Source organism: Paenarthrobacter sp. NPDC090520, from assembly GCF_044769205.1.
Taxonomy (GTDB): Bacteria; Actinomycetota; Actinomycetes; order Actinomycetales; family Micrococcaceae; genus Arthrobacter.
Genome location: NZ_JBIVXM010000010.1, coordinates 64,616 through 85,680, shown reverse-complemented (window position 1 = coordinate 85,680; position 21,065 = coordinate 64,616). Strand labels below are relative to the sequence as shown.

Annotated in this window: 26 protein-coding genes; 20 read left to right on the top strand and 6 right to left on the bottom strand. The window is 62.5% G+C overall.

What is annotated here, in order from left to right; genetic code table 11:
• Window positions 1-138: 138 nt before the first annotated feature.
• Window positions 139-1,137 carry a LacI family DNA-binding transcriptional regulator gene (locus ACIQTZ_RS13905; protein WP_402981701.1) on the top strand — a complete coding sequence of 333 codons (999 nt, stop codon included), beginning with the start codon at window positions 139-141 and terminating at the stop codon, window positions 1,135-1,137.
• 16 nt (window positions 1,138-1,153) lie between these two features.
• Window positions 1,154-2,257, top strand: a complete 1,104-nt coding sequence (locus ACIQTZ_RS13900) for a D-TA family PLP-dependent enzyme (RefSeq protein ID WP_402981698.1) — start codon at window positions 1,154-1,156, stop codon at window positions 2,255-2,257.
• Here the strand turns inward: ACIQTZ_RS13900 and ACIQTZ_RS13895 are convergent.
• A complete protein-coding gene (locus tag ACIQTZ_RS13895; protein WP_400335246.1) occupies window positions 2,254-2,475 on the bottom strand; it encodes a hypothetical protein in 222 nt (73 codons plus the stop codon). The two genes, ACIQTZ_RS13900 and ACIQTZ_RS13895, sit on opposite strands and share 4 nt — an antisense overlap.
• A 622-nt stretch (window positions 2,476-3,097) precedes the next feature.
• On the opposite strand from ACIQTZ_RS13895, the gene ACIQTZ_RS13890 reads away from it, so the two are divergent.
• From ACIQTZ_RS13890 to ACIQTZ_RS13870, 5 genes are all read left to right on the top strand, one after another.
• Window positions 3,098-3,439 carry a hypothetical protein gene (locus ACIQTZ_RS13890; protein ID WP_402946770.1) on the top strand — a complete coding sequence of 114 codons (342 nt, stop codon included), beginning with the start codon at window positions 3,098-3,100 and terminating at the stop codon, window positions 3,437-3,439.
• A gap of 71 nt (window positions 3,440-3,510) precedes the next feature.
• Window positions 3,511-4,236 carry a CPBP family intramembrane glutamic endopeptidase gene (locus ACIQTZ_RS13885; protein ID WP_402946772.1) on the top strand — a complete coding sequence of 242 codons (726 nt, stop codon included), beginning with the start codon at window positions 3,511-3,513 and terminating at the stop codon, window positions 4,234-4,236.
• Window positions 4,233-5,153: an ABC transporter ATP-binding protein gene (locus ACIQTZ_RS13880; protein WP_402946773.1), complete on the top strand. Its 921-nt coding sequence runs from the start codon at window positions 4,233-4,235 to the stop codon at window positions 5,151-5,153. The genes ACIQTZ_RS13885 and ACIQTZ_RS13880 overlap by 4 nt, the downstream gene beginning before the upstream one ends.
• Window positions 5,150-5,896 carry a hypothetical protein gene (locus ACIQTZ_RS13875; protein ID WP_402946775.1) on the top strand — a complete coding sequence of 249 codons (747 nt, stop codon included), beginning with the start codon at window positions 5,150-5,152 and terminating at the stop codon, window positions 5,894-5,896. The genes ACIQTZ_RS13880 and ACIQTZ_RS13875 overlap by 4 nt, the downstream gene beginning before the upstream one ends.
• Window positions 5,897-5,925: 29 nt before the next feature.
• The gene (locus ACIQTZ_RS13870; protein WP_402946777.1) at window positions 5,926-6,291 is read left to right on the top strand and encodes a hypothetical protein; all 366 of its coding nucleotides are present in this window, start codon (window positions 5,926-5,928) and stop codon (window positions 6,289-6,291) included.
• A 77-nt stretch (window positions 6,292-6,368) separates the two neighbouring features.
• Here ACIQTZ_RS13870 and ACIQTZ_RS13865 read toward each other — a convergent pair whose 3' ends face one another.
• Both ACIQTZ_RS13865 and ACIQTZ_RS13860 read right to left on the bottom strand, forming a co-directional pair.
• Window positions 6,369-7,328 (bottom strand): 2-hydroxyacid dehydrogenase, encoded by a 960-nt coding sequence (locus tag ACIQTZ_RS13865; protein WP_402981695.1) that lies wholly within the window; start codon window positions 7,326-7,328, stop codon window positions 6,369-6,371.
• Window positions 7,325-8,524: a pyridoxal phosphate-dependent aminotransferase gene (locus tag ACIQTZ_RS13860; RefSeq protein WP_402981692.1), complete on the bottom strand. Its 1,200-nt coding sequence runs from the start codon at window positions 8,522-8,524 to the stop codon at window positions 7,325-7,327. The genes ACIQTZ_RS13865 and ACIQTZ_RS13860 overlap by 4 nt, the downstream gene beginning before the upstream one ends.
• A 156-nt stretch (window positions 8,525-8,680) precedes the next feature.
• On the opposite strand from ACIQTZ_RS13860, the gene ACIQTZ_RS13855 reads away from it, so the two are divergent.
• From ACIQTZ_RS13855 to ACIQTZ_RS13815, 9 genes are all read left to right on the top strand, one after another.
• On the top strand, window positions 8,681-9,310 hold the full coding sequence (locus tag ACIQTZ_RS13855; protein ID WP_402981689.1) for a DedA family protein: 630 nt from the start codon (window positions 8,681-8,683) through the stop codon (window positions 9,308-9,310).
• 179 nt (window positions 9,311-9,489) lie between these two features.
• Window positions 9,490-9,792, top strand: coding sequence for an urease subunit gamma (locus tag ACIQTZ_RS13850; RefSeq protein ID WP_284977070.1), 303 nt, complete (start codon window positions 9,490-9,492; stop codon window positions 9,790-9,792).
• 9 nt (window positions 9,793-9,801) lie between these two features.
• Entirely contained in the window at window positions 9,802-10,155 is a 354-nt protein-coding gene (locus ACIQTZ_RS13845) for an urease subunit beta (RefSeq protein ID WP_402981686.1), read from the top strand.
• The gene (gene ureC / locus ACIQTZ_RS13840) at window positions 10,152-11,882 is read left to right on the top strand and encodes an urease subunit alpha (RefSeq protein ID WP_402981683.1); all 1,731 of its coding nucleotides are present in this window, start codon (window positions 10,152-10,154) and stop codon (window positions 11,880-11,882) included. Before ACIQTZ_RS13845 ends, ureC begins: the two co-directional genes overlap by 4 nt.
• Before the next feature lie 7 nt (window positions 11,883-11,889).
• The gene (gene ureE / locus ACIQTZ_RS13835; RefSeq protein ID WP_402981680.1) at window positions 11,890-12,366 is read left to right on the top strand and encodes an urease accessory protein UreE; all 477 of its coding nucleotides are present in this window, start codon (window positions 11,890-11,892) and stop codon (window positions 12,364-12,366) included.
• Complete coding sequence (locus tag ACIQTZ_RS13830) at window positions 12,347-13,027, top strand: urease accessory protein UreF (RefSeq protein WP_402981677.1); 681 nt, start codon at window positions 12,347-12,349, stop codon at window positions 13,025-13,027. The genes ureE and ACIQTZ_RS13830 overlap by 20 nt, the downstream gene beginning before the upstream one ends.
• A 13-nt stretch (window positions 13,028-13,040) precedes the next feature.
• Window positions 13,041-13,658, top strand: a complete 618-nt coding sequence (ureG, locus tag ACIQTZ_RS13825) for an urease accessory protein UreG (protein ID WP_400335265.1) — start codon at window positions 13,041-13,043, stop codon at window positions 13,656-13,658.
• 337 nt (window positions 13,659-13,995) lie between these two features.
• On the top strand, window positions 13,996-14,697 hold the full coding sequence (locus ACIQTZ_RS13820; protein ID WP_402981674.1) for an urease accessory protein UreD: 702 nt from the start codon (window positions 13,996-13,998) through the stop codon (window positions 14,695-14,697).
• Complete coding sequence (locus ACIQTZ_RS13815) at window positions 14,697-15,740, top strand: HoxN/HupN/NixA family nickel/cobalt transporter (protein WP_402981671.1); 1,044 nt, start codon at window positions 14,697-14,699, stop codon at window positions 15,738-15,740. The genes ACIQTZ_RS13820 and ACIQTZ_RS13815 overlap by 1 nt, the downstream gene beginning before the upstream one ends.
• 22 nt (window positions 15,741-15,762) lie before the next feature.
• Here the strand turns inward: ACIQTZ_RS13815 and ACIQTZ_RS13810 are convergent, their stop codons facing one another.
• Window positions 15,763-16,740 carry a serine hydrolase domain-containing protein gene (locus ACIQTZ_RS13810; RefSeq protein WP_402981668.1) on the bottom strand — a complete coding sequence of 326 codons (978 nt, stop codon included), beginning with the start codon at window positions 16,738-16,740 and terminating at the stop codon, window positions 15,763-15,765.
• A gap of 201 nt (window positions 16,741-16,941) precedes the next feature.
• Between ACIQTZ_RS13810 and ACIQTZ_RS13805 the strand changes: the two genes are divergently transcribed.
• The 4 genes from ACIQTZ_RS13805 to ACIQTZ_RS13790 all read left to right on the top strand — a co-directional run bounded on the left by ACIQTZ_RS13805 (window position 16,942) and on the right by ACIQTZ_RS13790 (window position 19,104).
• Window positions 16,942-17,451 carry an RNA polymerase sigma factor gene (locus ACIQTZ_RS13805; RefSeq protein WP_402981665.1) on the top strand — a complete coding sequence of 170 codons (510 nt, stop codon included), beginning with the start codon at window positions 16,942-16,944 and terminating at the stop codon, window positions 17,449-17,451.
• A gap of 2 nt (window positions 17,452-17,453) precedes the next feature.
• The gene (locus ACIQTZ_RS13800; RefSeq protein WP_402981662.1) at window positions 17,454-18,473 is read left to right on the top strand and encodes a hypothetical protein; all 1,020 of its coding nucleotides are present in this window, start codon (window positions 17,454-17,456) and stop codon (window positions 18,471-18,473) included.
• A gap of 206 nt (window positions 18,474-18,679) precedes the next feature.
• A complete protein-coding gene (locus ACIQTZ_RS13795) occupies window positions 18,680-18,877 on the top strand; it encodes a hypothetical protein (RefSeq protein ID WP_397325095.1) in 198 nt (65 codons plus the stop codon).
• Window positions 18,874-19,104 carry a hypothetical protein gene (locus tag ACIQTZ_RS13790; protein WP_400335275.1) on the top strand — a complete coding sequence of 77 codons (231 nt, stop codon included), beginning with the start codon at window positions 18,874-18,876 and terminating at the stop codon, window positions 19,102-19,104. The genes ACIQTZ_RS13795 and ACIQTZ_RS13790 overlap by 4 nt, the downstream gene beginning before the upstream one ends.
• Before the next feature lie 68 nt (window positions 19,105-19,172).
• Here ACIQTZ_RS13790 and ACIQTZ_RS13785 read toward each other — a convergent pair whose 3' ends face one another.
• Both ACIQTZ_RS13785 and ACIQTZ_RS13780 read right to left on the bottom strand, forming a co-directional pair.
• Complete coding sequence (locus tag ACIQTZ_RS13785) at window positions 19,173-20,204, bottom strand: lactonase family protein (RefSeq protein ID WP_402981659.1); 1,032 nt, start codon at window positions 20,202-20,204, stop codon at window positions 19,173-19,175.
• A gap of 9 nt (window positions 20,205-20,213) precedes the next feature.
• Window positions 20,214-21,044 (bottom strand): aldo/keto reductase, encoded by an 831-nt coding sequence (locus ACIQTZ_RS13780; protein WP_402981656.1) that lies wholly within the window; start codon window positions 21,042-21,044, stop codon window positions 20,214-20,216.
• Between the last annotated feature and the right edge of the window lie 21 nt (window positions 21,045-21,065).

Below are 21,065 nucleotides of genomic sequence, written 5' to 3'. Positions count from 1 at the left end.
CCGGCGCCCGGCAATCGCTAGACAGCCGAGCATTTCTTACAGCCTAAACCGTTACGCGCGGGTAGGCACAGTTTCCTAGGATGTATCCCAACGATTCCGTGCATCTGCAACGTTCGAACCCGAACCGAAGGAGTGGCTTTGGCCGTCACCATGAACGACGTCGCGCGGGCCGCCGGCGTGTCCCTGAAGACGGTCTCCAACGTCATCAACAACTACGAGTTCATCCGTCCCGCCACCAAGCAACGCGTCCTGGACGCCATCGATGAGCTCGGCTACGAGACCAACCTGACTGCCCGCAGCCTCCGTTCCGGCAAGACGAGCATGTTGGGCCTGGTCCTGGCCGACCTCAACATCCCGTACTACGCGGAGCTGGCCTCGGATGTCATGAAGGCCGCATGGCAGCGCGGATACCGGGTGCTGGTGGAACAGTCCGGCAACGAGGCGAGCCACGAGCGGGCGGCACTCCAGGGCCAGTTCCGCAGCCTCACCGACGGCCTGCTGTTCATCCCGCTGGCCTTGGACGCGGACCAGATCATCGAGTCCGCGGGCAAGAAGCCCTTGGTCCTCCTCGGCGAGTTCGTCCAGGATCCCCGGCTGGATATGGTGCTCATCCGAAACCTCGACGCGGCAGCGGCGGTCACCACGCACTTGCTCTCGGCCGGCCGCCGTCGTCTTGCCGTTTTGGGAGCGCACGACGGCGATACCACCGGTACTGGAGGCCTCCGCCTCACCGGGTACAAGGCTGCGCTCGCTGCCGCCGGTGTGGAATATGACCCCGCCCTGGTGGTGCCCTGCGATTGGCGGCGGGACGGCGGCGCGGAGGCGATCGGACGCTTGCTGGACAGCGGCGTGGACTTCGATGCCGTCTTCGGATTGAACGACGCCGTTGCCTTGGGCGCGCTGCACGCGCTGTTGGTGCGGGGCATGAAGGTTCCGGAAGAGATTGCGGTTGCCGGCTTCGATGACATCGACGAGGCCCGCTTCTCCTCGCCGTCCCTCACTACCGTGGCGCCGGGCCGTACGGAAATCGCGGAGCGCGCCGTCGAACTCTTGATCGAGCGGATCGAAGGCAAGGGCAGCGCCGTGGAGCAGCCCGAAGCGGCGTTCTCCCTGCGCGTCCGGCAGTCCGCGCCGTAGGCGTTACTGTCGAGGGATGAACCAGTTTGTCCCTGCTGAAGTTGTCACGCCCGCCGTCATGATCGACGTCGATATCCTCGATCGGAACATCGAACGCCTGGCGGCAAGCACGCTCAAACGCGGGCTGCGGCTCAGGCCGCACGTCAAGACACACAAAACCCTGGAGATCGCCGCCAAGCAGCTCGCTGCCGGAGCGGTGGGCCTCACGGTGGCGACGATTGGTGAGGCCGAGGTGTTCGCCGACGGCGGCGCGACGGACATCTTCATTGCCTACCCGCTGTGGGTGGAGGCTTCGCACGCGGAGCGGCTGCGGAAACTCGCGATGAAATGCTCCCTTGCTGTGGGCGTGGATTCGGCGGAGAGTGCGTCGCAACTTGGCAGCCAGTTGGGGCCGGACGCCCCGGACATCAGTGTCCTGATCGAGGTGGACAGTGGCCATCACCGCAGTGGCGTCCTGCCCACGGAAGTGGTGGAGGTGGCGAAAGCTGCCGCTGCGGCCGGGCTCTCCGTCGCCGGAGTCTTCACGTTCCCTGGACACAGCTACAAGCCGGGCATGCCCACGGGCGCGGCCAGCAACGAAAACGAAGCGCTTGGCGCGGCCGCGACTGCCTTGGCTGAAGCCGGGTTCGAGGTGCGGATCATCAGCGGGGGATCGACTCCGACTGCCCTCATCGACGCGGAAACCGTCGCGACGGAGCTGCGGCCGGGCGTCTACGTTTTCGGCGACGCCCAGCAATTGGAACTGGAACGGTGTTCGTGGGAGGACATTGCCCTCACCGTGGCGGCCACCGTGGTGAGCCGGCACGAGGCAAGCGGAGGAAACGTGCGCCGGGTCGTTGTGGATGCGGGAAGCAAGATCCTTGGCAGCGACCGGCCGGATTGGGCGACGGGGTACGGGCGGCTGCCGGAGTTTCCCGAGGCGCGGATCACGGCTCTTTCCGAGCACCACGCGACTGTTGTGTGGCCTGAGTCGGAGCAACTGCCGGAGCTGGGCCAGCGCCTACGGGTGATCCCCAACCACGTGTGCCTGACGATGAACCTGGTGGACGAGGTGTTCGCTGTCCAAGCCGGGGCCGTTGCGGATACGTGGAAGGTCGCGGCCCGGGGCAGGAATAACTAGGCTCCGATGAGGTGACCCGTGAAGTAGCGGGAGTGCGTCTTCTTGACAGTTTCCAAGGAATCGCTGTTAAGGGATACGATCTCCCACTCGCGGCTTTCGCGCTCCCGCTCGAGCTCCAGACGGAGCTTGAGGGCTTCCCTGTGCCCCAGCCGTCCTGGAAACTCCTTGACGATCCGATCGCCAGTACGCCTGTTGTACTTGATGACGAAACCAGCCAATTGATCATCACCTTCCTGTCTCTCGACCTTTTCCACGTGGAGGCAGAGAGCACGCTTGCTCTCTCAGACTACTTTGGTGCGGTCCTGGAACGCGCCCTAGTGCCAACTAGAAGATCAGCAGGACCGTCTCAGCAACTGCAGAACGGGCTCAAACGGACCCTGTAAGCCCGCGACAATTGCCCTAGCCGCTGTCGTCGGCCGCCACTGACTAGATCGGTCTCAGTCACTGCCGGTGACCCCTTGCCGTTAAGTCCATCGGAGGGCTGGCAAATATAAAGCCTGCTGATGGTCTTCGGTCGGTCAGTGCATTTGCGGCAGATTTCTGCTTCCGCACCCCGGAATTACGCGGTTTTTACCAGTCCAGTAAGAATGCTGATCAAATTTGCCAATTACCCACCTTTTAGAGAATTTCAAATTTAAATTGACAGGATTTTGATCCTTAATTTACTTTAATGAGACGCCCAAGGTGGGTGTGATGATTGGGGAGGTAGTGGGTTTGCTTCAATTTTTACCTAATACGGTCAATTATGGCAAAAGGCTGGTTGCGGCCGTGTTGGCGGGAGTAATTCTCCTGTCAGCGCCGGCAGCCGTTCGGAGTGCTTCAATTTCAAGCGTTTCCTCGGTGGCGACCAATATTGGCGTCTCAACTCCTGTGGTGGGGGCGCAAAGCGCAACGTACGTCGCGGCGGCGGCCGCTTCGGCATTGGCGCCGGACTCGTTCGTTGATCCGTCTGCGGCTGACGCCCAGAAGCGGATAAATATCAAGCCGATCCTGGACTGGATTCGGTGGGCGGCACCTTATGTATGGAATGCGATGGTGGACGCAGTCAAGTGGGGCTGGGGTGCTTTCGTGGGCTGGTGGAACGGCTTGGCTGGCTGGATTCGAAGCACCATCAACTGGTTCATTGGTGGGGCCGTGTGGGAGTTCTACGTCGAACTGCGCCGATACTTCTTCGGCTGGTAAGTAGTGGGTTGTCGGCCGACTGGACTCGCTGGCAAGCCCAGTCGGCCGGCAACTGCTCTGAAGCGAGGTGAATGATCAAGCGACTATTCACGAATGCCATCGCAGTCGCCACTCTACTTAGCGGAACTGTGGTCGTGGGCCTGGTTCTCTCGTATCTCGTACTGTGGGCGGCAGGTGTCGCCGATGAGTTCATTGTTCCTATCGCACTAGGAATTGTCGGTGGTCTAGCTATGGCCATCGGGTACTTCCGATTCCATTTCAACCCGCTGACGGTCGGTTCTCTTGGTGAAACGAAGTGGCGGATACACGCAGTACTTGTCGCTGTCGGCGCCGTGGTGCTTGTGCTGATGAATGTACTGCATGAAAGTCAACTACCACTGGCGTTGACTGCCCCAGTAGTTGTAGTGCTGGAAGAGATCATTTTTCGAGGGATGCCGCTATCTCTATTGTCTCGTTTGCAATGTTCGAGTGGCGTCCGCATCGGTGTAGTCTTTGTGTTCGCACTCGCATTTTCGGTGCTCCACGTTTCACCATTCGTGTCGATGTTTCTTGACCGACTCGTCTTTGCGGTGCTTGCGCAGACTCTTGCGATCAGGTGGCAGTCCCTGTGGCCCAGTGTCATCTTTCACTTGTTTTCCAATGCCATAGCCCTGTCTGCCGCCCCGCCGCAGAATGAAGGAGACTGTTGGTTCTTTATAGGTATCGATTTTGTACTATTTTTTCTGATGTATATGATGTCGGCACTAATCAGGTCCATGGGACCTATCTCTGAAATGGATCAGGGTGCGCGCAGATGACGCTGAAACTGGAAAATGTCTCGAAGTCTTACGGCAAAGTCAAGGCCGTCCGGAATGTCAGCTTCTCCTGTCAACCTGGCACGATCACCGGCTTCGTCGGGCCAAATGGATCAGGTAAGTCGACGACCCTAAGGATGATTGCCGGTCTCACCCGGCCGGATGGGGGCTCAATAGCCATCCAAGGAATCCACTTTAAGGACCTAAGAAATCCGGGGACGGAGATCGGTTTTCTTCTGGATCCTTCTGCCCACCATCCGGGTCGTTCAGTCCGAGAAACTGTGGGTATGGCGGCCATCATGATGGGGCTCTCGTTCCAGCGCGTTGACGAGGTTGTGCAATCCGTCGGTCTGTCCAACGCCGCCAGGAGGCAAGTACGCTCGCTTTCCCTGGGAATGCGCCAACGGCTCAGCCTGGCCATCGCCTTGCTTGGCAACCCCAAGTATTTGGTTCTTGATGAGCCCGCTAACGGCTTGGACGTTGAGGGAATGAGATGGCTTAAGTCATCGATCCGTGCGTTCGCCTCGGGTGGTGGCGCTGTACTCATTTCGAGTCACCTTCTGAACGAGCTTGAATCGTACGTTGACCGGGTGGTGATCATTGACCGGGGTTCTGTCATTTCGGACTCGACGATCCGCGAACTCGGTGGTGTCGATGTTACTGAGGTTGCTGGCCCTCAATTACTGGACATCCAACGAGTCCTCCGTGCTGAAGGTATCAGCCTGAGAGATGAAGGTAGTACTCAGGGACGCCCTCTCCTGGTCGAGTCCACCCCAGACCGTATTGGCGAGATACTTTGGCGGTACAACCTTCAAATTAGCCTGTTGCAGCCAAGCCGCGCTGTGTCATTAGAGCACTACTACTCAGAATTGACTTCTCCAGAATTTGTCGCCATCCCACCAAGAAGGGACGGGCAATGAACACCTTGCGCACCCCAGCAAAGAATCCCATGGTGGTTGCCATTCATGTTGAGTTGCGAAAGCTGACAAATACCCGCAGCTCCAGATGGATCCTTGCATCCATGGTGTTTCTAGGCATTCTCATGGTTGCTGTGTTTGTCAGCACGTCTATCACCCGTGGTGAGCCGATCGATACCTCAATGATGCTGGCTGCGTTGGCATTGCCTGCCGGAATAGGTGCGCCGATCGTTTCAATCCTGGCGGTCACATCCGATTGGCAACATCGGGATGTCATCAAGTTCTTCGTCCTCCAGCCGCGACGTGGACTGCTGCTCATCGCCAAGTACATAGCTGTGTCGACCTTTGCTCTCGGCATCATCCTCTCGGTATGCGCGGTCTCGTTCGCGGGTTCCTTGGCGCTCTCTGCGGTGGCGGGAACCGATGTCGTCTATGGAGACGTAGTCAGGAGTCTCTGGCTGCTGACGTGTGTGACTGTTGTTGGAACGATAGCCGGTGCAGCCGTCGCGTCGGCACTGCTATCAACGCCGCTGGCTATTGTGTTCGTCCTGTTCCAGTCGTTCGTCTTCGACTCGTTGATCGGTCTCTTTGCCGGGACGGCTACTCCGTTTCTCCAGTCAGCCACACTGACCAATGTGCTGACCGAAGGCGGAAACGCAATGGCAGCGGTTTCCTCCGCGGCAATTTGGATCATCGTTCCGGGGGCTATCGGAGCGTGGCGGAACCGGATAAAGGACGTAGCCTAGCCGCAGGGCGTCAGGAATGGAGTGTAAGCATGGAATCATCGGTGAAACGGAATATTGCCTATGCGCTGAGGAGGAAGGGGATTGCCGAGCCAGAAATTCCCCGGCACATACGCGACGCAACGAACCTCCAGGAGAGCATGGGCGAGCGGTTCAGTACTGCCGACTTTGTGGCGGGAACTCCTCGTGGAACGCATACCTCCAAGGGGGCAATAGTTGGCCGCATCGCCGCGGCATTCCTCCTGCTTGGTATCGGTCTGCACCTGCTCTTGAGCGGCGTGTTTGGAGTGCACTTGGGTGTCATGGGCCTGGTGCTTTATTACATAGGAGTTCTGCTGGGTCTGGCAGCACTCGTGTTCTCTGCGTACTACCTGGACCGTAAGTTGCCTGAAAGCTAGCCGTTCAGCGAACCAGTTGGCCAATAACAAAAGCGGCGAGTGGGCATTGCCCTCCCGCCGCTTTGTTGTTGTGTCGGTTAGTTGATGGGTGTGGGTGGTTGTTCGCCGCCGAGGATGGCGAGGGTGTTGGTGGCTGCGAGGACGGCCATGGCGGTGCGGGTTTCGACGGTGGCGGAGCCCAGGTGCGGGACGAGGGCTACGTTTTCGAGCTCAAGGAGCCAGGGGTGGACTTTGGGTTCTTGTTCGAAGACGTCCAGTCCGGCGCCGGCGATCTGGCCTTCGCGCAGGGCGAGGGCGAGGGCTGCTTCGTCGATGATGGGTCCGCGTGCGGTGTTGACCAGGTACGCGGTGTCCTTCATGGCGGCGAGTTGTTCGGCGCCGATGAGGTGGTGGGTGGTCGGTCCGTAGGGGCAGTGCAGGGAAACGACGTCGGAGATCGTCAGGAGCTCGTCGAGTTCCACGCGGCGGGCACCGAGTTCGGCGGCGATGGTGGGGTCGATTTCGCTGCGGGATTGGTAGACGATTTCCATGCCGAAGGCCTTGGCACGGCGCGCGGTGGCGATACCGATGCCGCCCATGCCCACGACGCCCAGGGTTTTGCCTTGCAGGCTGGAGCCGAGCAGGAAGAACATGCCCCACTTCCAGGGCTGGCCGGCACGGATGAGCCGTTCGCCTTCGCCGAGCCGGCGGGTGGCCATGAGGATGAGCCCGAAGGCGATGTCGGCGGTGGCTTCGGTGAGCACGCCGGGGGTGTTGGTGGCGGTGATCCCGCGTTCGGTGCAGGCCGGGACGTCGATGTTGTCGTAGCCCACGGCGACGTTGGAGACGACTTTCAGCTGCGGCCCGGCGGCGTCGAGCAGTTCGGCGTCGACGCGTTCGGTGAGGAGGCTGACGATGGCGTCGGCTCCGGCCACGCGGCGGAGGAGTTCTTCGCGGCTGATGGACCCTTCACCTTCCCAGGCGAGGACGTCGTGGTTGGCGCGGAGGTTTTCGAGGGCGGCTTCGGGGATGCGTCCCGTGACGACGACGCGGCTCATGCGCTTGCGATCCATTCACGCAGGCGGCCCAGGCCTTCTTGGATGGCGGGGACTTCGATGCCGGAGTAGGCCAGGCGGATGTATTGGCGGTCTTCGCCGGGCAGGCGTCGGCCGAAGTGCTCGCGGGTGCAGAAGGACACCCCGGTCTTGTAGAGGGCGTCGGAGGCAAAATCGCCTACGGCCGTGTAGCCCAGGCGGGCCATGGCGTCGGTGACGTCTGGGAACAGGTAGAACGTGGACTGCGGAACAGCCACGCTCATGCCGGGGATGCTGTTGACGATCTCACAGGCAGCGTCGCGGCGGCCCTTGAGGATGTCCAGCATGTCCTGGACGGGTTCCTGGGGTCCGCGCAGGGCTTCGATGCCTGCCCACTGCACGTAGTGGGTGGTGCAGGATTCGTCGTTGGTGTTAAGCGTGGACAGGACCTGGGCGATCTCCTTGGGGGCCACGGCGCAGCCCAGCCGGGAGCCGGTCATCGCGAACTTCTTGGAGAACGTGTAGAGGATGACGGTGCGTTCGGCCATGCCCGGGATGGAGGTGATGGAGGAGGAGACGCCCTCGTAGCGGGTTTCGAAGTAGGCCTCGTCGGAGAGGACCCAGAGGTCGTGCTCGATCGCGATCTGGGCGATCGCTTCGCGTTCGGCCGCGGTGGACTCTGCGGAGATGGGGTTCTGCAGGTCGTTGTAGATGATCGCTGTGGTGTTCGGGGTGATCGAGGCCCGGACCTGGTCCAGGCCGATCGCGAAGCCCTGGGACGTGGGCACGTAGCGGTAGGGCACGGCCGTGCCGCCCAAGTATTCGATCTGGGATTCGTAGATCGGGAAGCCGGGGTTGGGGTAGAGGACCTCTTCGCCGGGGTTCATCACGGCCTGCAGGAACTTGGTGATCACAGGCTTGCCGCCGGTCATGACCACCACGTTCTCCGGGGAGAACTCGATGCCGCGGCGGGATCCGATGTCCTCCGCCAGAGCCTCCCGCAACTGCGGGATGCCCGGGCCCGGGCAGTAACCGGTGTACCCATCGGCGATGGCCTTGTTCATCGCGTCAATGATGTGCGGGGCCGTCGGGATGTTGATATCGCCAAGGTGGAAGGGGTACACGAGGTTGCCCTTCGCCTTCCAGGCAGCGGCGGCCTGCGCGACGCTGAAAGCAGTTTCGGTGCCCAGGCGTTCAAGCCGGTGTGCGAGTTTCTGCATGTGCTGTATAACTCCTCGTCGAGCTGGTCACGCTTGTAGCGTGAAGTACGCAACTAGTATATTAGTGATGTATTAGGCTGTCCATGGGTTGCCCGAGAATTAAGCGCTGCCCGCCGGACCTCCCCGCGCGGCCCGATTTCTGCCACACTCGGAGCCATGCAGTCGCTGCTCGAGGGGCTCCTCCATGCCAGTCCCCTGGTGGTGGCCTGTATTGTCTTCGCCTTGGTCTTCGCCGAAGATGCGCTCTTCATCGGCTTCGTCATCCCCGGGGAAACGGCCGCGGTCATCGGCGGAGTCTTCGCCAGCCAAGGTGACCTGCCGTTGTGGGTCATGATCCTGGTGGTGGTATCTGCCGCCATCCTCGGTGACACCGTGGGATACGAAATCGGGAAACACCTGGGCCCGCGGATCATGCGGATGAAGATCCTGGACAAGCGACGTGCCCGACTGCAAAAAGCAGAGGACTTCCTCGCCCGGCGGGGTGGCCTGGCCGTCTTCCTTGGACGCTTCACGGCGTTTTTCCGTGCCGTCATGCCCGCTCTCGCCGGCTTGAGCCAAATGCCCTACCGGCGTTTCGCCACGTGGAACTTTACCGGCGGCATTGTTTGGGGCAGCCTGTTCGTCACCATCGGCTTCCTTGCGGGGAGTTCCTACGAGGAAGTTGCCCGCACCTTCGGCCGTGGCGCCGCGCTGGTAGTCGCGGGCATCGCCGTCGTACTTCTCGTGATCTGGCAGGTGCGGAAGCACCGGGCCGAGGGGAAATCGAAGGCCGGTCCGCAGGACTAGGAAACGCGGACGAAACTTTGCAAGTCATACGCTGGTCGCAATTCGTTGGCGGGGATCTCAAGTAGATATGTCAGACGTTTGGGGCTATAAGAGAAGTAGCGCCCGACGTCCTCGGCTGTTCCAGCCTCGAGTGATCAGACGTCCGTCTGCGCAGCACCAGGAAGTTTGAAGGAGAACCTATGCATCTTTTGCCGCGTGAGCAGGAAAAACTCATGATCGTGGTGGCGGCTGATCTCGCCCGGCGCAGGCAGGCCCGCGGGTTGAAGCTGAACTACCCCGAGGCAGTCGCGATCATCAGCTACGAGCTCATTGAGGGTGCCCGCGATGGTAAGACCGTGGCCGAGCTCATGAGTTACGGAACCACATTGCTCCGCCGCGAGGACGTGATGGAAGGCGTCCCCGAGATGATCCACGACGTCCAGATCGAAGCCACTTTCCCCGACGGCACCAAGCTCGTGACCGTCCACGACCCCATCCGCTAGGAGCCCCGCATGATCCCCGGAGAGTACCGGCTCCAAACCGGAGCCATCGTCTGCAACAGCGGCCGTGACGCGATCGCCGTCGAGGTAGTGAACCGCGGCGACCGACCCGTCCAGATCGGTTCGCACTACCACTTTGCTGAAGCGAACGGCGCCCTCGAATTCGACCGCGAGGCCGCCTATGGCCGCCGCCTCGACATCCCTGCCGGCACCGCAGCACGCTTCGAACCCGGCGACACCAAGACCGTCCACTTGATCAATTTGGCGGGTACGCGCGAAGTCTTCGGGCTGCGTAACGCAGTTAATGGAAAGCTCGACGGCGGCACGCGCCCGGGTGCGCCCGTCACCGAAGGAGACGCTGAATGAGCTTCGAGATTTCACGCAAGCAATACTCCGAGCTTTACGGCCCCACCACCGGCGATGCCATCCGCTTGGCGGACACGGAGCTGTTCCTCGAGATCGAGAAGGATTACACAGCGTACGGCGAGGAAGTGGTGTTCGGCGGCGGCAAGGTGATCCGCGACGGCATGGGCCAGAACGGGCAGTTGACCCGCGCGGAGGACATTCCGGATACCGTCATCACCAACGTGATCGTGTTGGACTACACCGGTATCTACAAGGCCGATGTTGCCCTCAAGGATGGCCACATCTTCAAGATCGGCAAGGCCGGCAACCCGCAGATCACCGATGGCGTGGACATCGTGATCGGTGCCAGTACCGAGATCATCGCCGGGGAACGGAAGATCCTCACCGCCGGCGGCATCGATACCCACATCCACTACATCTCCCCCGAGCAGGTCCCCACCGCGCTCTGCAACGGCGTGACCACCATGGTCGGTGGCGGAACCGGGCCCGCCGAGGGCAGCAAGGCCACCACCATCACCCCCGGCCCTTGGCACATCTCCCGGATGCTGCAGGCCGTCGAAGGACTGCCCATCAATATCGGCATCTTCGGGAAGGGTCACGCGTCCGCCGTCGAGCCCCTCGCAGAGCAGATCCGCGCCGGTGCCGTCGGCCTCAAAGTCCATGAGGACTGGGGCGCCACCACCTCGTCCATCGATATGTCCCTGAGGGTTGCCGACGAATACGACATCCAGGTGGCCATCCACACGGACACCCTGAACGAGTGCGGCTTCGTGGAAGACACCATTGCCGCGATCGACGGACGGGTCATCCACACCTTCCACACCGAAGGCGCCGGCGGCGGCCACGCCCCGGACATCATCAAGATCGCCGGGCTGCCCAACGTCCTTCCGGCTTCCACCAATCCCACGCTGCCGTACACGAAGAACACCATCGAAGAGCACCTGGACATGCTCATGGTCTGCCACCACCTCAACCCGGACATTCCCGAGGACGTGGCGTTCGCGGACTCCCGCATCCGGGCCGAAACCATCGCCGCCGAAGACGTGCTCCACGATCTTGGCGTCTTCGCGATCACCTCCTCCGACTCCCAGGCCATGGGCCGCGTGGGCGAAGTGGTCACACGGACTTGGCAAGTGGCCGACGCGATGAAGCGCCAACGCGGAGTTCTGCAGGATCCTTCCGGTGCAGTGCATGGCTCGCCGGACAGCGACAACTTCCGACTCAAGCGCTACGTGGCCAAATACACCATCAACCCGGCCATCGCGCAGGGCATGGCGGACAGCATCGGCTCGGTGGAACCCGGAAAGTTCGCCGACCTGGTGCTGTGGGACCCGGCGTTCTTCGGTGTGAAACCGGAAGTGGTGATCAAGGGCGGCCAGATCGCCTATGCCCTCATGGGCGATTCCAACGGCTCCATCCCTACACCCCAGCCACGCACCATGCGGCCCATGTTCGCTACGTACGGCAAGGCCCTCCAGCAGTCGTCCATCACGTTCCTGTCCAAGGCTGCCATTGAGGCCGGGGTCCCCGGGGAACTTGGCCTGGAACGGGTCATCCGGCCTGTCAGCGGAATCCGCGACGTACGCAAAGCGGATTTGAAGCACAACGGCGAAACCCCGGACATCGTGGTGGATCCCGAAACCTACAAGGTCACCGTGGACGGCGTCGAAGCAACCTGCGAACCCTCCGATGTGCTGCCCATGGCGCAGCGCTACTTCCTCTTCTAGGACAACCATGATCATCGAAAAAATCCTGGGCAACCTCCACGAGCTGCCCCACAACACCTACGCGGGACACCACAAGGAAAAAGTGGTGCTCCCCAGCGCGCTGTTGGTCAAGCGCATCCAACGCGTTACCACGGACCACGGCAAGGAACTCGGCATCCGCCTCCCTTCCGGAACCGGCGACCTTCGCGACGGAGACATCCTCGCCATCGAAGAGGCCAACCTGATTGTCATCTCCGTGCTGCCCACCGACGTGCTGGTCATTGCGCCCCGCACCATCCACGAAATGGGCGTCGTGGCGCACTCCCTGGGCAACCGGCACTTGCAGGCACAATTCTTTGAGGCGTCCTCCGAATACGGCGCCGAAGTCATGGTGTGCCAGTACGACCACACCGTCGAGGACTATCTCAAGCATGTTGGCGTGCCCTATGAGAGGCAGGAACGGGTGATGCCGGTGCCCTTCCGCCATGCAGAACACACGCACTGATTACCAGCTGGCGCTTCAGCAACTGACCGACTCCGCGTTGCCGACAGGTGCTTTTGCCCATTCCCTCGGATTCGAAACGTACATCGATCGCGAACTCGTGGCGGACGAGGCCTCCTTTGGACGTTGGCTGGGTGCTTTCGTGGCACAACAGCTGACGTACTCGGAAGGCCTGGCAATCAGGTTCCACTATGAAGGCGTTGACCTGGCGGAGCTGGACCAGATCCTGAGCGGAACCCTCCTGGCGCGCGAGGTTCGCGAGGCCTCCTGCAAAATGGGTGGCCGTTTGCTCGAGATCGGGCGCGAGGTGTTCCCTTCTCCCGAGCTCGACACCTACCGCACCTTGGTGAGTGGAGGCCGTGCCGCTGGTCATCAGCCGCTGGCGTTCGCCGTCGTCGCGCGTTCGCTCGGGGTGCCGCTCGGCGAGGCATTGGCCGCGTACTTCTTCGCGACCGTCACCTCACTCACGCAAAACGCGGTACGCGCCATTCCGCTCGGCCAGAACGCCGGGCAGCGGGTGCTGCGGAACGCGCACGACGCCGTTGCTGCCGCCGTCGAGGTTGTCCCGCACCTGAGCTGGGACGACTTCGGGGCAGTGAGCCCCGGACTGGAAATTTCACAAATGCGGCACGAGCGGCAACGCGCCCGCATGTTCATGAGCTAACCAAGGAGGACACATGACTGAGCCCATCATCATCGGCATCGGCGGACCCGTCGGAGCGGGAAAGACCCAACTCGTGGAGCGCATCACCCGCCACATGAGCGGCGACATCTCCATGGCCGCCATCACCAACGACATCTACACGATCGAGGACGCCAAAATCCTCGCCGCCAACGGCATCCTGCCCGAGGACCGGATCATCGGCGTCGAAACCGGCGGGTGCCCGCACACCGCCATCCGCGAAGACACGTCCATGAACACCGCCGCGATCGAGCAGCTCAAACAGCGGCATCCGGACCTGCAGGTGATCTTCGTCGAATCCGGCGGCGACAACCTCTCCGCCACGTTCAGCCCCGAACTGGTGGACTTCTCGATCTACATCATTGACGTAGCGCAGGGCGAGAAGATTCCGCGCAAGGCCGGGCAGGGCATGATCAAATCCGATCTGTTCATCATCAACAAGACGGACCTGGCCCCGCACGTTGGTGCGGACCTGTCCATCATGGAACGGGACTCCAAGGAATTCCGCGGCAACAAGCCGTTCTGCTTTACGAACCTGAAGACGGATGAGGGGCTGGAGGAGGTCCTGGGCTGGATCAAGCGGGACGTCCTCATGCTCGACTTGGCACAGTGAGGGTGCTGGGGACGGCGGCTTCGCCGGATTTTGGGCCGTGCCCGCTTCGCGATGCCCGCCACGCCGCGGCCCAAAAATCCGGCTCAGCCGCCTCTGCGACCAGGTCACGGTGCGAGGGTCGCGCGTGAACGCGCCGTCCCAGACCTCGACCGCCTCTTTGGGGAACGTAGAGCCTCGCGCGAGGTTGGCTGCTGTGGGTCGGCCTGTGCGGGGGCGGTTGGAGTTTGGCGTCAGTGTGCGGGGTGGGCGGTCCGTTGCTTCGCGGCAGTTCCATGAGGGGGCTTTGCGGGTTTTGCGGCCGCACTACCTCGATGGGTCTGGGCAGGTTTGCTATGTCATGGTCAATCCTGGTGGGGCCTATTTGGGGGCGGACCTGTTCCTGATCGATGTGGAGGTTGAGGCCGGGGCTGACCTGCTTCTCACTACGCAGTCGGCCACCAAGATCTATCGGACACCGGGCTCGTTTGCCGAGCAGCGCATGACCCTCCGGCTGGGGGAGGGTGCGCGGCTGGAGCTGGTTCCGGACCAGCTCATTGCGTACCGGGAGGCCAGCTACAGGCAGGTTTCGCACATCAGCCTCCACCCGACGTCGAGCCTTCTCATGGCCGAAGTCATCACGCCGGGCTGGTCGCCCGACGGCGCCGACTTCAAGTACGAGGAATTGCGGCTCCGGAACGAGATCCGGGTCGAAACCCCGGACGGCGCCAAGCTGCTTGCCCTCGACAACCTCCTGGTCCGTCCTCCACTAAGTGACGTGACGGGCATGGGGTTCATGGAGGGCTTCAGCCACCTGGGATCCCTGATCGTGGTGGACCCGCGGGTGGACCAGGAGTTGGCCGACCAACTGGACCTGGTAACCCGTGACTACAACGCACATTCGGGTGTTTCATTGACCATCAGCGTCGGCGGGACCACCGGCCTGATATTGCGCTCGTTGTCGAACAGCACCCAGGAACTCAACGAATTGCTGGGCGCCTGCACAGGCCTTCTGCGGAAGCGCTGGTTTGGGCAGGAGCCCTTGAACCTAAGGAAGTATTAATGACAACACTGACTGAGTTCGCCGCCATGTACCGGGAGCGGGACACGCTGTCCTTGCGAACCCGGCTGCTTTTCACGTTCGGTGCCGTAGCCGCTTTGCATGCTGCCGCCGTCGTGCTTCTGCTGGTGGGCTCGGCCGGAAGCGCGCAACCGCTGGCTCTTGGCCTGGTGGTCACCGCGTACGTGGCCGGCATCAAGCACAGCTACGACTGGGACCACATCGCCGCGATCGACAACTCCACCCGGAAGTTCGTGGCGCAACGCAAGGACCCGGTGAGTGTCGGTTTCGCTTTCAGCCTGGGCCACAGTTCCGTGGTGGTCCTGGCCGGTTTGCTGGTGGTGGCGGGTGCCACGATGATCGGGCAGTTCATGGAGGACGGCACCACCGGCAACAAGGTCCTGGGGCTGATCGGCAGCGGTGTGTCCGGCCTGTTCCTGCTGGTCATGGGGTTGTTCAACGGCTCGGCATTTATTCGCGCAACCCAGGTCTACCGCAACGTCCAGTCCGGGGGTGAGGTCCGCCCGGAGGATCTCGAAGCGAAAGGCTTCGTGGCCCGGCTCCTCGCCAAGCCGCTGTCCAAGGTGCAGCGGCCGCGGAACATCTACGTGATCGGTTTCCTGTTCGGCCTGGGATTCGATACCGCCACCACCATCGGGCTGCTGGTCATCACCACGACGGCGTCGCTCGCCGGAGTCTCGCCCCTCGCGTTGATGGCCCTCCCGCTGGCATTCACCGCGGCCATGACCCTGTGCGACTCCGCGAACGGCGTGGCCATGATGAGGATGTACACATCGGCCATCCACAACCCGCAGCGCAAACTGGGCTTCAACGCCGTGATCACGGGCATCTCTGCGGTTTCGGCCCTGTTCATCTCAGTCATCACGCTGGGCGGGTTCGTGAACGCCGCCTTTGACCTCGAAGATCCCCTGACCACGTGGCTCGGGGAGATCGACCTCGGCGACGCCGGCTTGATCCTGGTGGCTTTGCTGCTGCTGGTGTGGGCTGTCTCAGCCTGGCGAGGGCGAGCCAAGCCCGCTGCCTGACCCACCTGCGACGTACTTGGGGCTAGGACGCAGCCACTGCGTTCAACAGTTCGGTGGTGTCCACTCCAAGGTCCGGCGTGTCCAACACGTTCGTCAGGAATACGACGCAGCGGTCCTGTTCGGGCAGCATCCACCACTCGGTGCCGGACCATCCGGGATGTCCGTGGATCTCTCTCGCCGAGAGTTCGGATTCGTTGGCCGGCATTTGGAAGCCGAGGCCGGTGTGGCGCCGAGGGCTGGGCAGGACACTGATGAAGGGGACGTCCTTGGTCCGGGGCCGACGCATGGCCGCATAGGTCGCGGGCTGGACCGCCTTGCCGGAGTCGCGCAGGAGTTCGGTGCCCAGGCTGAGCAGGTCGGTGGCCGTTCCGAAGAGCCCGGCGCCGGGATGCCGGTTCTTGTGCATCGTCTCCACGTTCAGGCCGGGCGTGCTGTCCACGTGCACTGTGTGTGGATTGCGATCGGCGTCAAAAGTCAGGCCGTGGGCGCCGGTGTCTGCTGCGAGGGCAAGGAGTTGCTGCTCGAACGGCAGCTCGCCGGCCCACTCGGCCATCGCCGCAGCACCTTCGAATGCGAGGTTGCAGTACTGGACCAACGAGCCCGCGTAGAAAGTGTGCCCCGCTTGGGTGAGCGCTTCGCGGAGGGGAGTGCCGCCGTCGATATCCGGATCCGTGATCCCGGAACGGTGGCTGAGCAAATGCTCCAAGGTCACGGTGTCCGTCCGGTCCGCGCCGAAGCCGGGAACGGCCGCAGACAATGGCGTGCCAAGGGTCAGGCGCCCCAGCTCCACCTGCCGCATGACCGTCAAAGCTGTGATGGGTTTCGTCACGGAGAAGAGCGCGAAATGGTCATCCGTTGCGGCCTGGCGGCCGGCGTCGCTGCCGAAGGCCACGATGTCCTCGATGCCTTGCCTGGAAGCGATGCCGAGAACCCCCACCGGCACACGTCCCCGGTCTACTTGCTTGCGTGCCCAGTCAACGGCCGGTCCTGTAGTCGCCATGGGTTGAATCTATCTGGCCGTGGACAGATTTTGCTGGATCATTCGCCTGGCTCCGCAAGTAAGCCGCGTAAATCCGGGCTCCTTTCGAGTGCGGTTGCGAATGATCCAGCAGAATCTTCGGGGAGCCTGTAACCCTGGCGACCCGGCCGGAAACTATAGGGGTATCCTGCAGTTCCGGGCACTAAATATCAGGGGGAAATCGTGCTTTCCGAGCGCGAATTGGCGTTTATCGCCATTCATAAAGACAGCTACCCAGCCGTCTTCAGGTTTGTTGGCCGACGCGTCGAGTCGGTAGAGGTGGCAGAGGAAATCGCCGCCGATGTCTTTCGTGTGGTGTGGCAGAAATGGTCCGATGACAGCCGGCCAGAGCTTCCCTATTTGTTGAGCATCGCCCGCAACCTGGTAGGTAATGCCTACCGCAGCCGCGACCGCCAGCACGCACTCCAGGAAAAGTTGCATACGACGGCGGTGCAGCGCTTCGGGGACGAGTCCGGCAACGTGGCGGTCCAGGACGCGATGGCGCGGCTGCGTGAGAAGGACCGCGACATCCTCCAACTCGCCTACTGGGACGGATTGGGCACCACCGAGATCGCCGGCGTGCTCCAGTGCAGCGAATCGGCCGCTAAGGTCCGGCTGCACCGAGCCCGGACCGCTTTCCGGAAACAACTGCCTGCAGGTTCCGAGACGACTACAGAAAAGTTGGGGGTCTGACCATGGATCCGATCAAGAACCAGATTGCCGCAATCGACCCGTTCGATCCCGCCACGGAGCCAAACGGTGAGGAAGCCCTGCACAAGATGCTCTCCGGCTCCACGGTTTACAGCGACACGAACCCGCTGAAGAGCGTCCCGTCGCTGGAGGAACGCCGACTCCGCAAAGCGCGGATTGCTGGCGGCCTGCTGTTGGGGGCGGCCGCAGTCACGGCCGGTGTGTTGGTGGCCTCGAACTTCGGCCCGGCCAGCTCCATGCCTGCGCCGGCAGTGACCGTGGATACGCCCACTCCCACCGCTTCGGCTACGGCATCGGCCACACCCACACCATCCGCGACGCCTTCGGAAACCCCGACGGCGGCAAGCACCCAAGTGCCGACGCCCACCACATCCGCTGTGGCCACGGCTCCGGTCGTCCCGCCGGTGCAGGCTCCAACACTCAAAACGTTCACCTTCCCTGACGGGCATCTGTCCTTCACCTATCCGGCTGGTTGGACTGTAACGACGGAGCAGGGGCCATACCTTTCGGAGGAGGCCAAGGCTGCGTCCGTTGGAGCGACCATCTTCGACGAGTCGGGCGCCAAGGTGGCGATCATCAACAGCGGCATGTACGGAGATGGCACGGCAGGCAATGTGGACCGAACGGTGTACGACCGTGCCGTGGTTTCCGGTGTAAAAGCAACCACAGGGGAGCGGGTGGAGTTTGGATTCTTCTCGAACCACTCGCAATACGTCCCGTACGACGGCCCGGCCTATGAGGGAATGCCTTCGCCGCGCACTGGACCTGTTGACGGGCCTTCGTACTACGCGATGGACGTGCGGGTTGCTTCCATGCTGGAACCCGGGCTCACAACATCCGGCACCAACCAGGTTCCGGTGGGGAACGGCATGATGAACGCCTACGTGTACTTCGACTTCGAAAAGCAGCCCACCTTCGCTACCCCCGCCGCAGCGAAGGCCTGGATGGGCACGCAGCAGTACGCGCAGCTCAAGGCGATGCTGCTCAGCCTGAGCTACAAGTAGAAGCAAAACGAAGGCCTGCAGGACCCCGATGTGGGGACCTGCGGGCCTTTTGGCGTATCAAGCGCTCGATTGTGCTGGTCAAGTGCACGGCACTGTGCACAAACCTTATGCATTTGCCCATAACAAAGGGCGTCCAAGTTTCATAGGGTTGAGGAGATCTGCTTCACACTGCACCATACCCCAGCTACCAAGGATGAGATTCAACGATGAAGAGCATCGCCCTCCTGCGCGAACGAGCCACCCGCGTCATGCCCACCGGTTCCCACTGCCCGGCGTCGGGCTTGTGGAGCCCGGATTCCGAGCCGGATGCCGTCCAGGTTTTCCCGGAGGGGCACGTCCTGCCGGCGCACAACGGGGTTGCCACGGTGTGGCGGCGCCGTTCAGCCGCCGATATTTCGGCATGAGCAGGAGCATCCTCAGCAGGCCGGAGGACTACCGGCACGTTCCCGCCACCGAATGGACCGGGCTGAAGTCCGGAGACCCGGTGTGGATCTACGACGTAGCCTGGGGCGCGGGAACAGGACGGGTAGACGACATTTCCCAGCACCAGGAACTCCTGTGGGTTGTCCTGGAGCCGGGTGGCCGCAAACTCCTCTGCGGCACCGACGATGTTGAGGTGTGGGCCGCCTAGGAATCACCGAGCTGGCATTTGGTGCCAATGTTTGAGCGGAGCATTGGCACTCAATGCCAGCTCGGCGTTTAAGGGACGGCTGGGATCAGCACACTTGGCGAGCCGGTCTCCACGCGGCTGACAGGGCCGTCCGGCAGTCCCGTGCTCGGGTCCAGGCTGAAACTTACGACGTCGTTGGAGCCTTCGTGCGCCACGTACAGCCAGCCGTCGCGGACCAGGTGATGCCGTGGCCGGTCACCGCCGCTGGGCACATCGGCCACGGGTGCCAGGCCGCCGTCGCCGCCAACCTGCAGGACGCAGATCCGGTTGGAGCCGCGCACTCCAACGTAGGCGAAGCGGCCGTCCGGTGAGATGGCAATCTCAGCCGCCGAGTCGCCGTCGTACGCTTTGTTCACGCTGGCGGGAATCACCTCGGCGAGCTCAAGGATTCCCTGGGGCCCCGGCCGGATCGCCGCCACCTCAACGGAGTATTCGGTGTCCACGAAAACCGTGCCGCTCGAGTGCCTGGCCATGTGCCGTGGGCCGGAGCCTTTGGGCAACACAACGTGGTGGTCGGAACTGAGCCCCTCGCCTGGCCGGTATGTCCAGACGCGGACCAGGTCGTGCCCCAGATCGGTTGTGAGGATCCGGCCGTCGGGAAGCATCAGTGACGAATGTGCGCGGCTGGGCCGCGGCTCGTCCCCATCGGTGCGGTGGGGGTCGACGGCGGCCTCCGCACTGGCGCGCGAGGTGATGGCGCCGTCGTCGTCCAGTTCGTAAAGGATCACTTGCCCGTCACCCCAGCAGGTGACGACGATAAAGCGGCCCTGGGGATCCACGACAACGTGGCACGCCGCCTCCCCGGCAGGCCAAGGTTCGCCGAACGGCTCCAGTTCAGCCACCCCGGTCCGCCGGAAGGCCCGCACCATCTTGCCCTCCTCGGCAACCGCGTAGACCACGGGCCGGCTGGGATGCACAGCCAGGAAGGATGGTGAATTGGCGGCAACGGCCAGGCCCAGGTGAGTGAGTCCGCCCTTGTCATCGGCGGTCAGCGCGCCGATTCCTTCGCCGTTGCCGTCGCGGTCGGCGGTGTAGCAACCGGTCCAAAGCACAGTGGTCATCAGCGGCGCTCAGTGTCCCTGGACGTCGGAGTCGACGCCCGCATCCGGGCCGCCGTCGAGGGTTTGCAGGCCAGCAAGATCGTCCTGGTCCAGCTCGAAGCCGAAAACGTCCAGGTTCTCCTGCATGCGCTGCGGATTGGCGGTCTTCGGTATCGCCACCAAGCCTTGCTGAACATGCCAGCGGAGAACCACCTGGCCGGGCGACTTGCCGTGCTTTTCGCCGATTCTTGCCAGCACCGGGGCATTGAGCAGTTCGCTGCTGGCACCCAGTGGGCTGTAGGACTCCGTGACGATGCCGTGGCTCTGGTTGAACTCGCGGGCCAAGGCACGGGGGATCGACGGGCTCACCTGGATCTGGTTGACCGCCGGGATGATGTCCGTCTCTGCGAAGAGCCGGTCCAAATGTGCAGGTTTGAAGTTGGAAACCCCAATGGAGCGGACCTTGCCCGAAGCCTGCAATTCCTCGAAGGTCTTCCACGTGGAGACGAACTCGTCGCGGCGCGGCAGCGGCCAGTGGATCAACAGCAAGTCCACGTAGTCCAGGCCCAGCCGCTTGAGGGAACCGTCCAGGCCCGCAACGGCCTTGCCGGAGCCCTGGAATTCACCGTCGAGCTTGGTAGTGATGAACAGTTCGTCCCGGTCCACCCCACTGTTCCGGATCCCATTGCCCACTCCGGTTTCGTTCCCGTATTTCACCGCGGTGTCGATGTGCCGGTACCCACGGGAGACGGCCTCCACCACGGCCTCCGCAACCTGGGCATCGTTCAGCGGCCACGTGCCTAGGCCCAACTGGGGGATCTTGAAGCCATCGTTGAGTTCGATGAGCGGGGCAGCGGCCATGGGCGCGATCTCCTTTGCTGA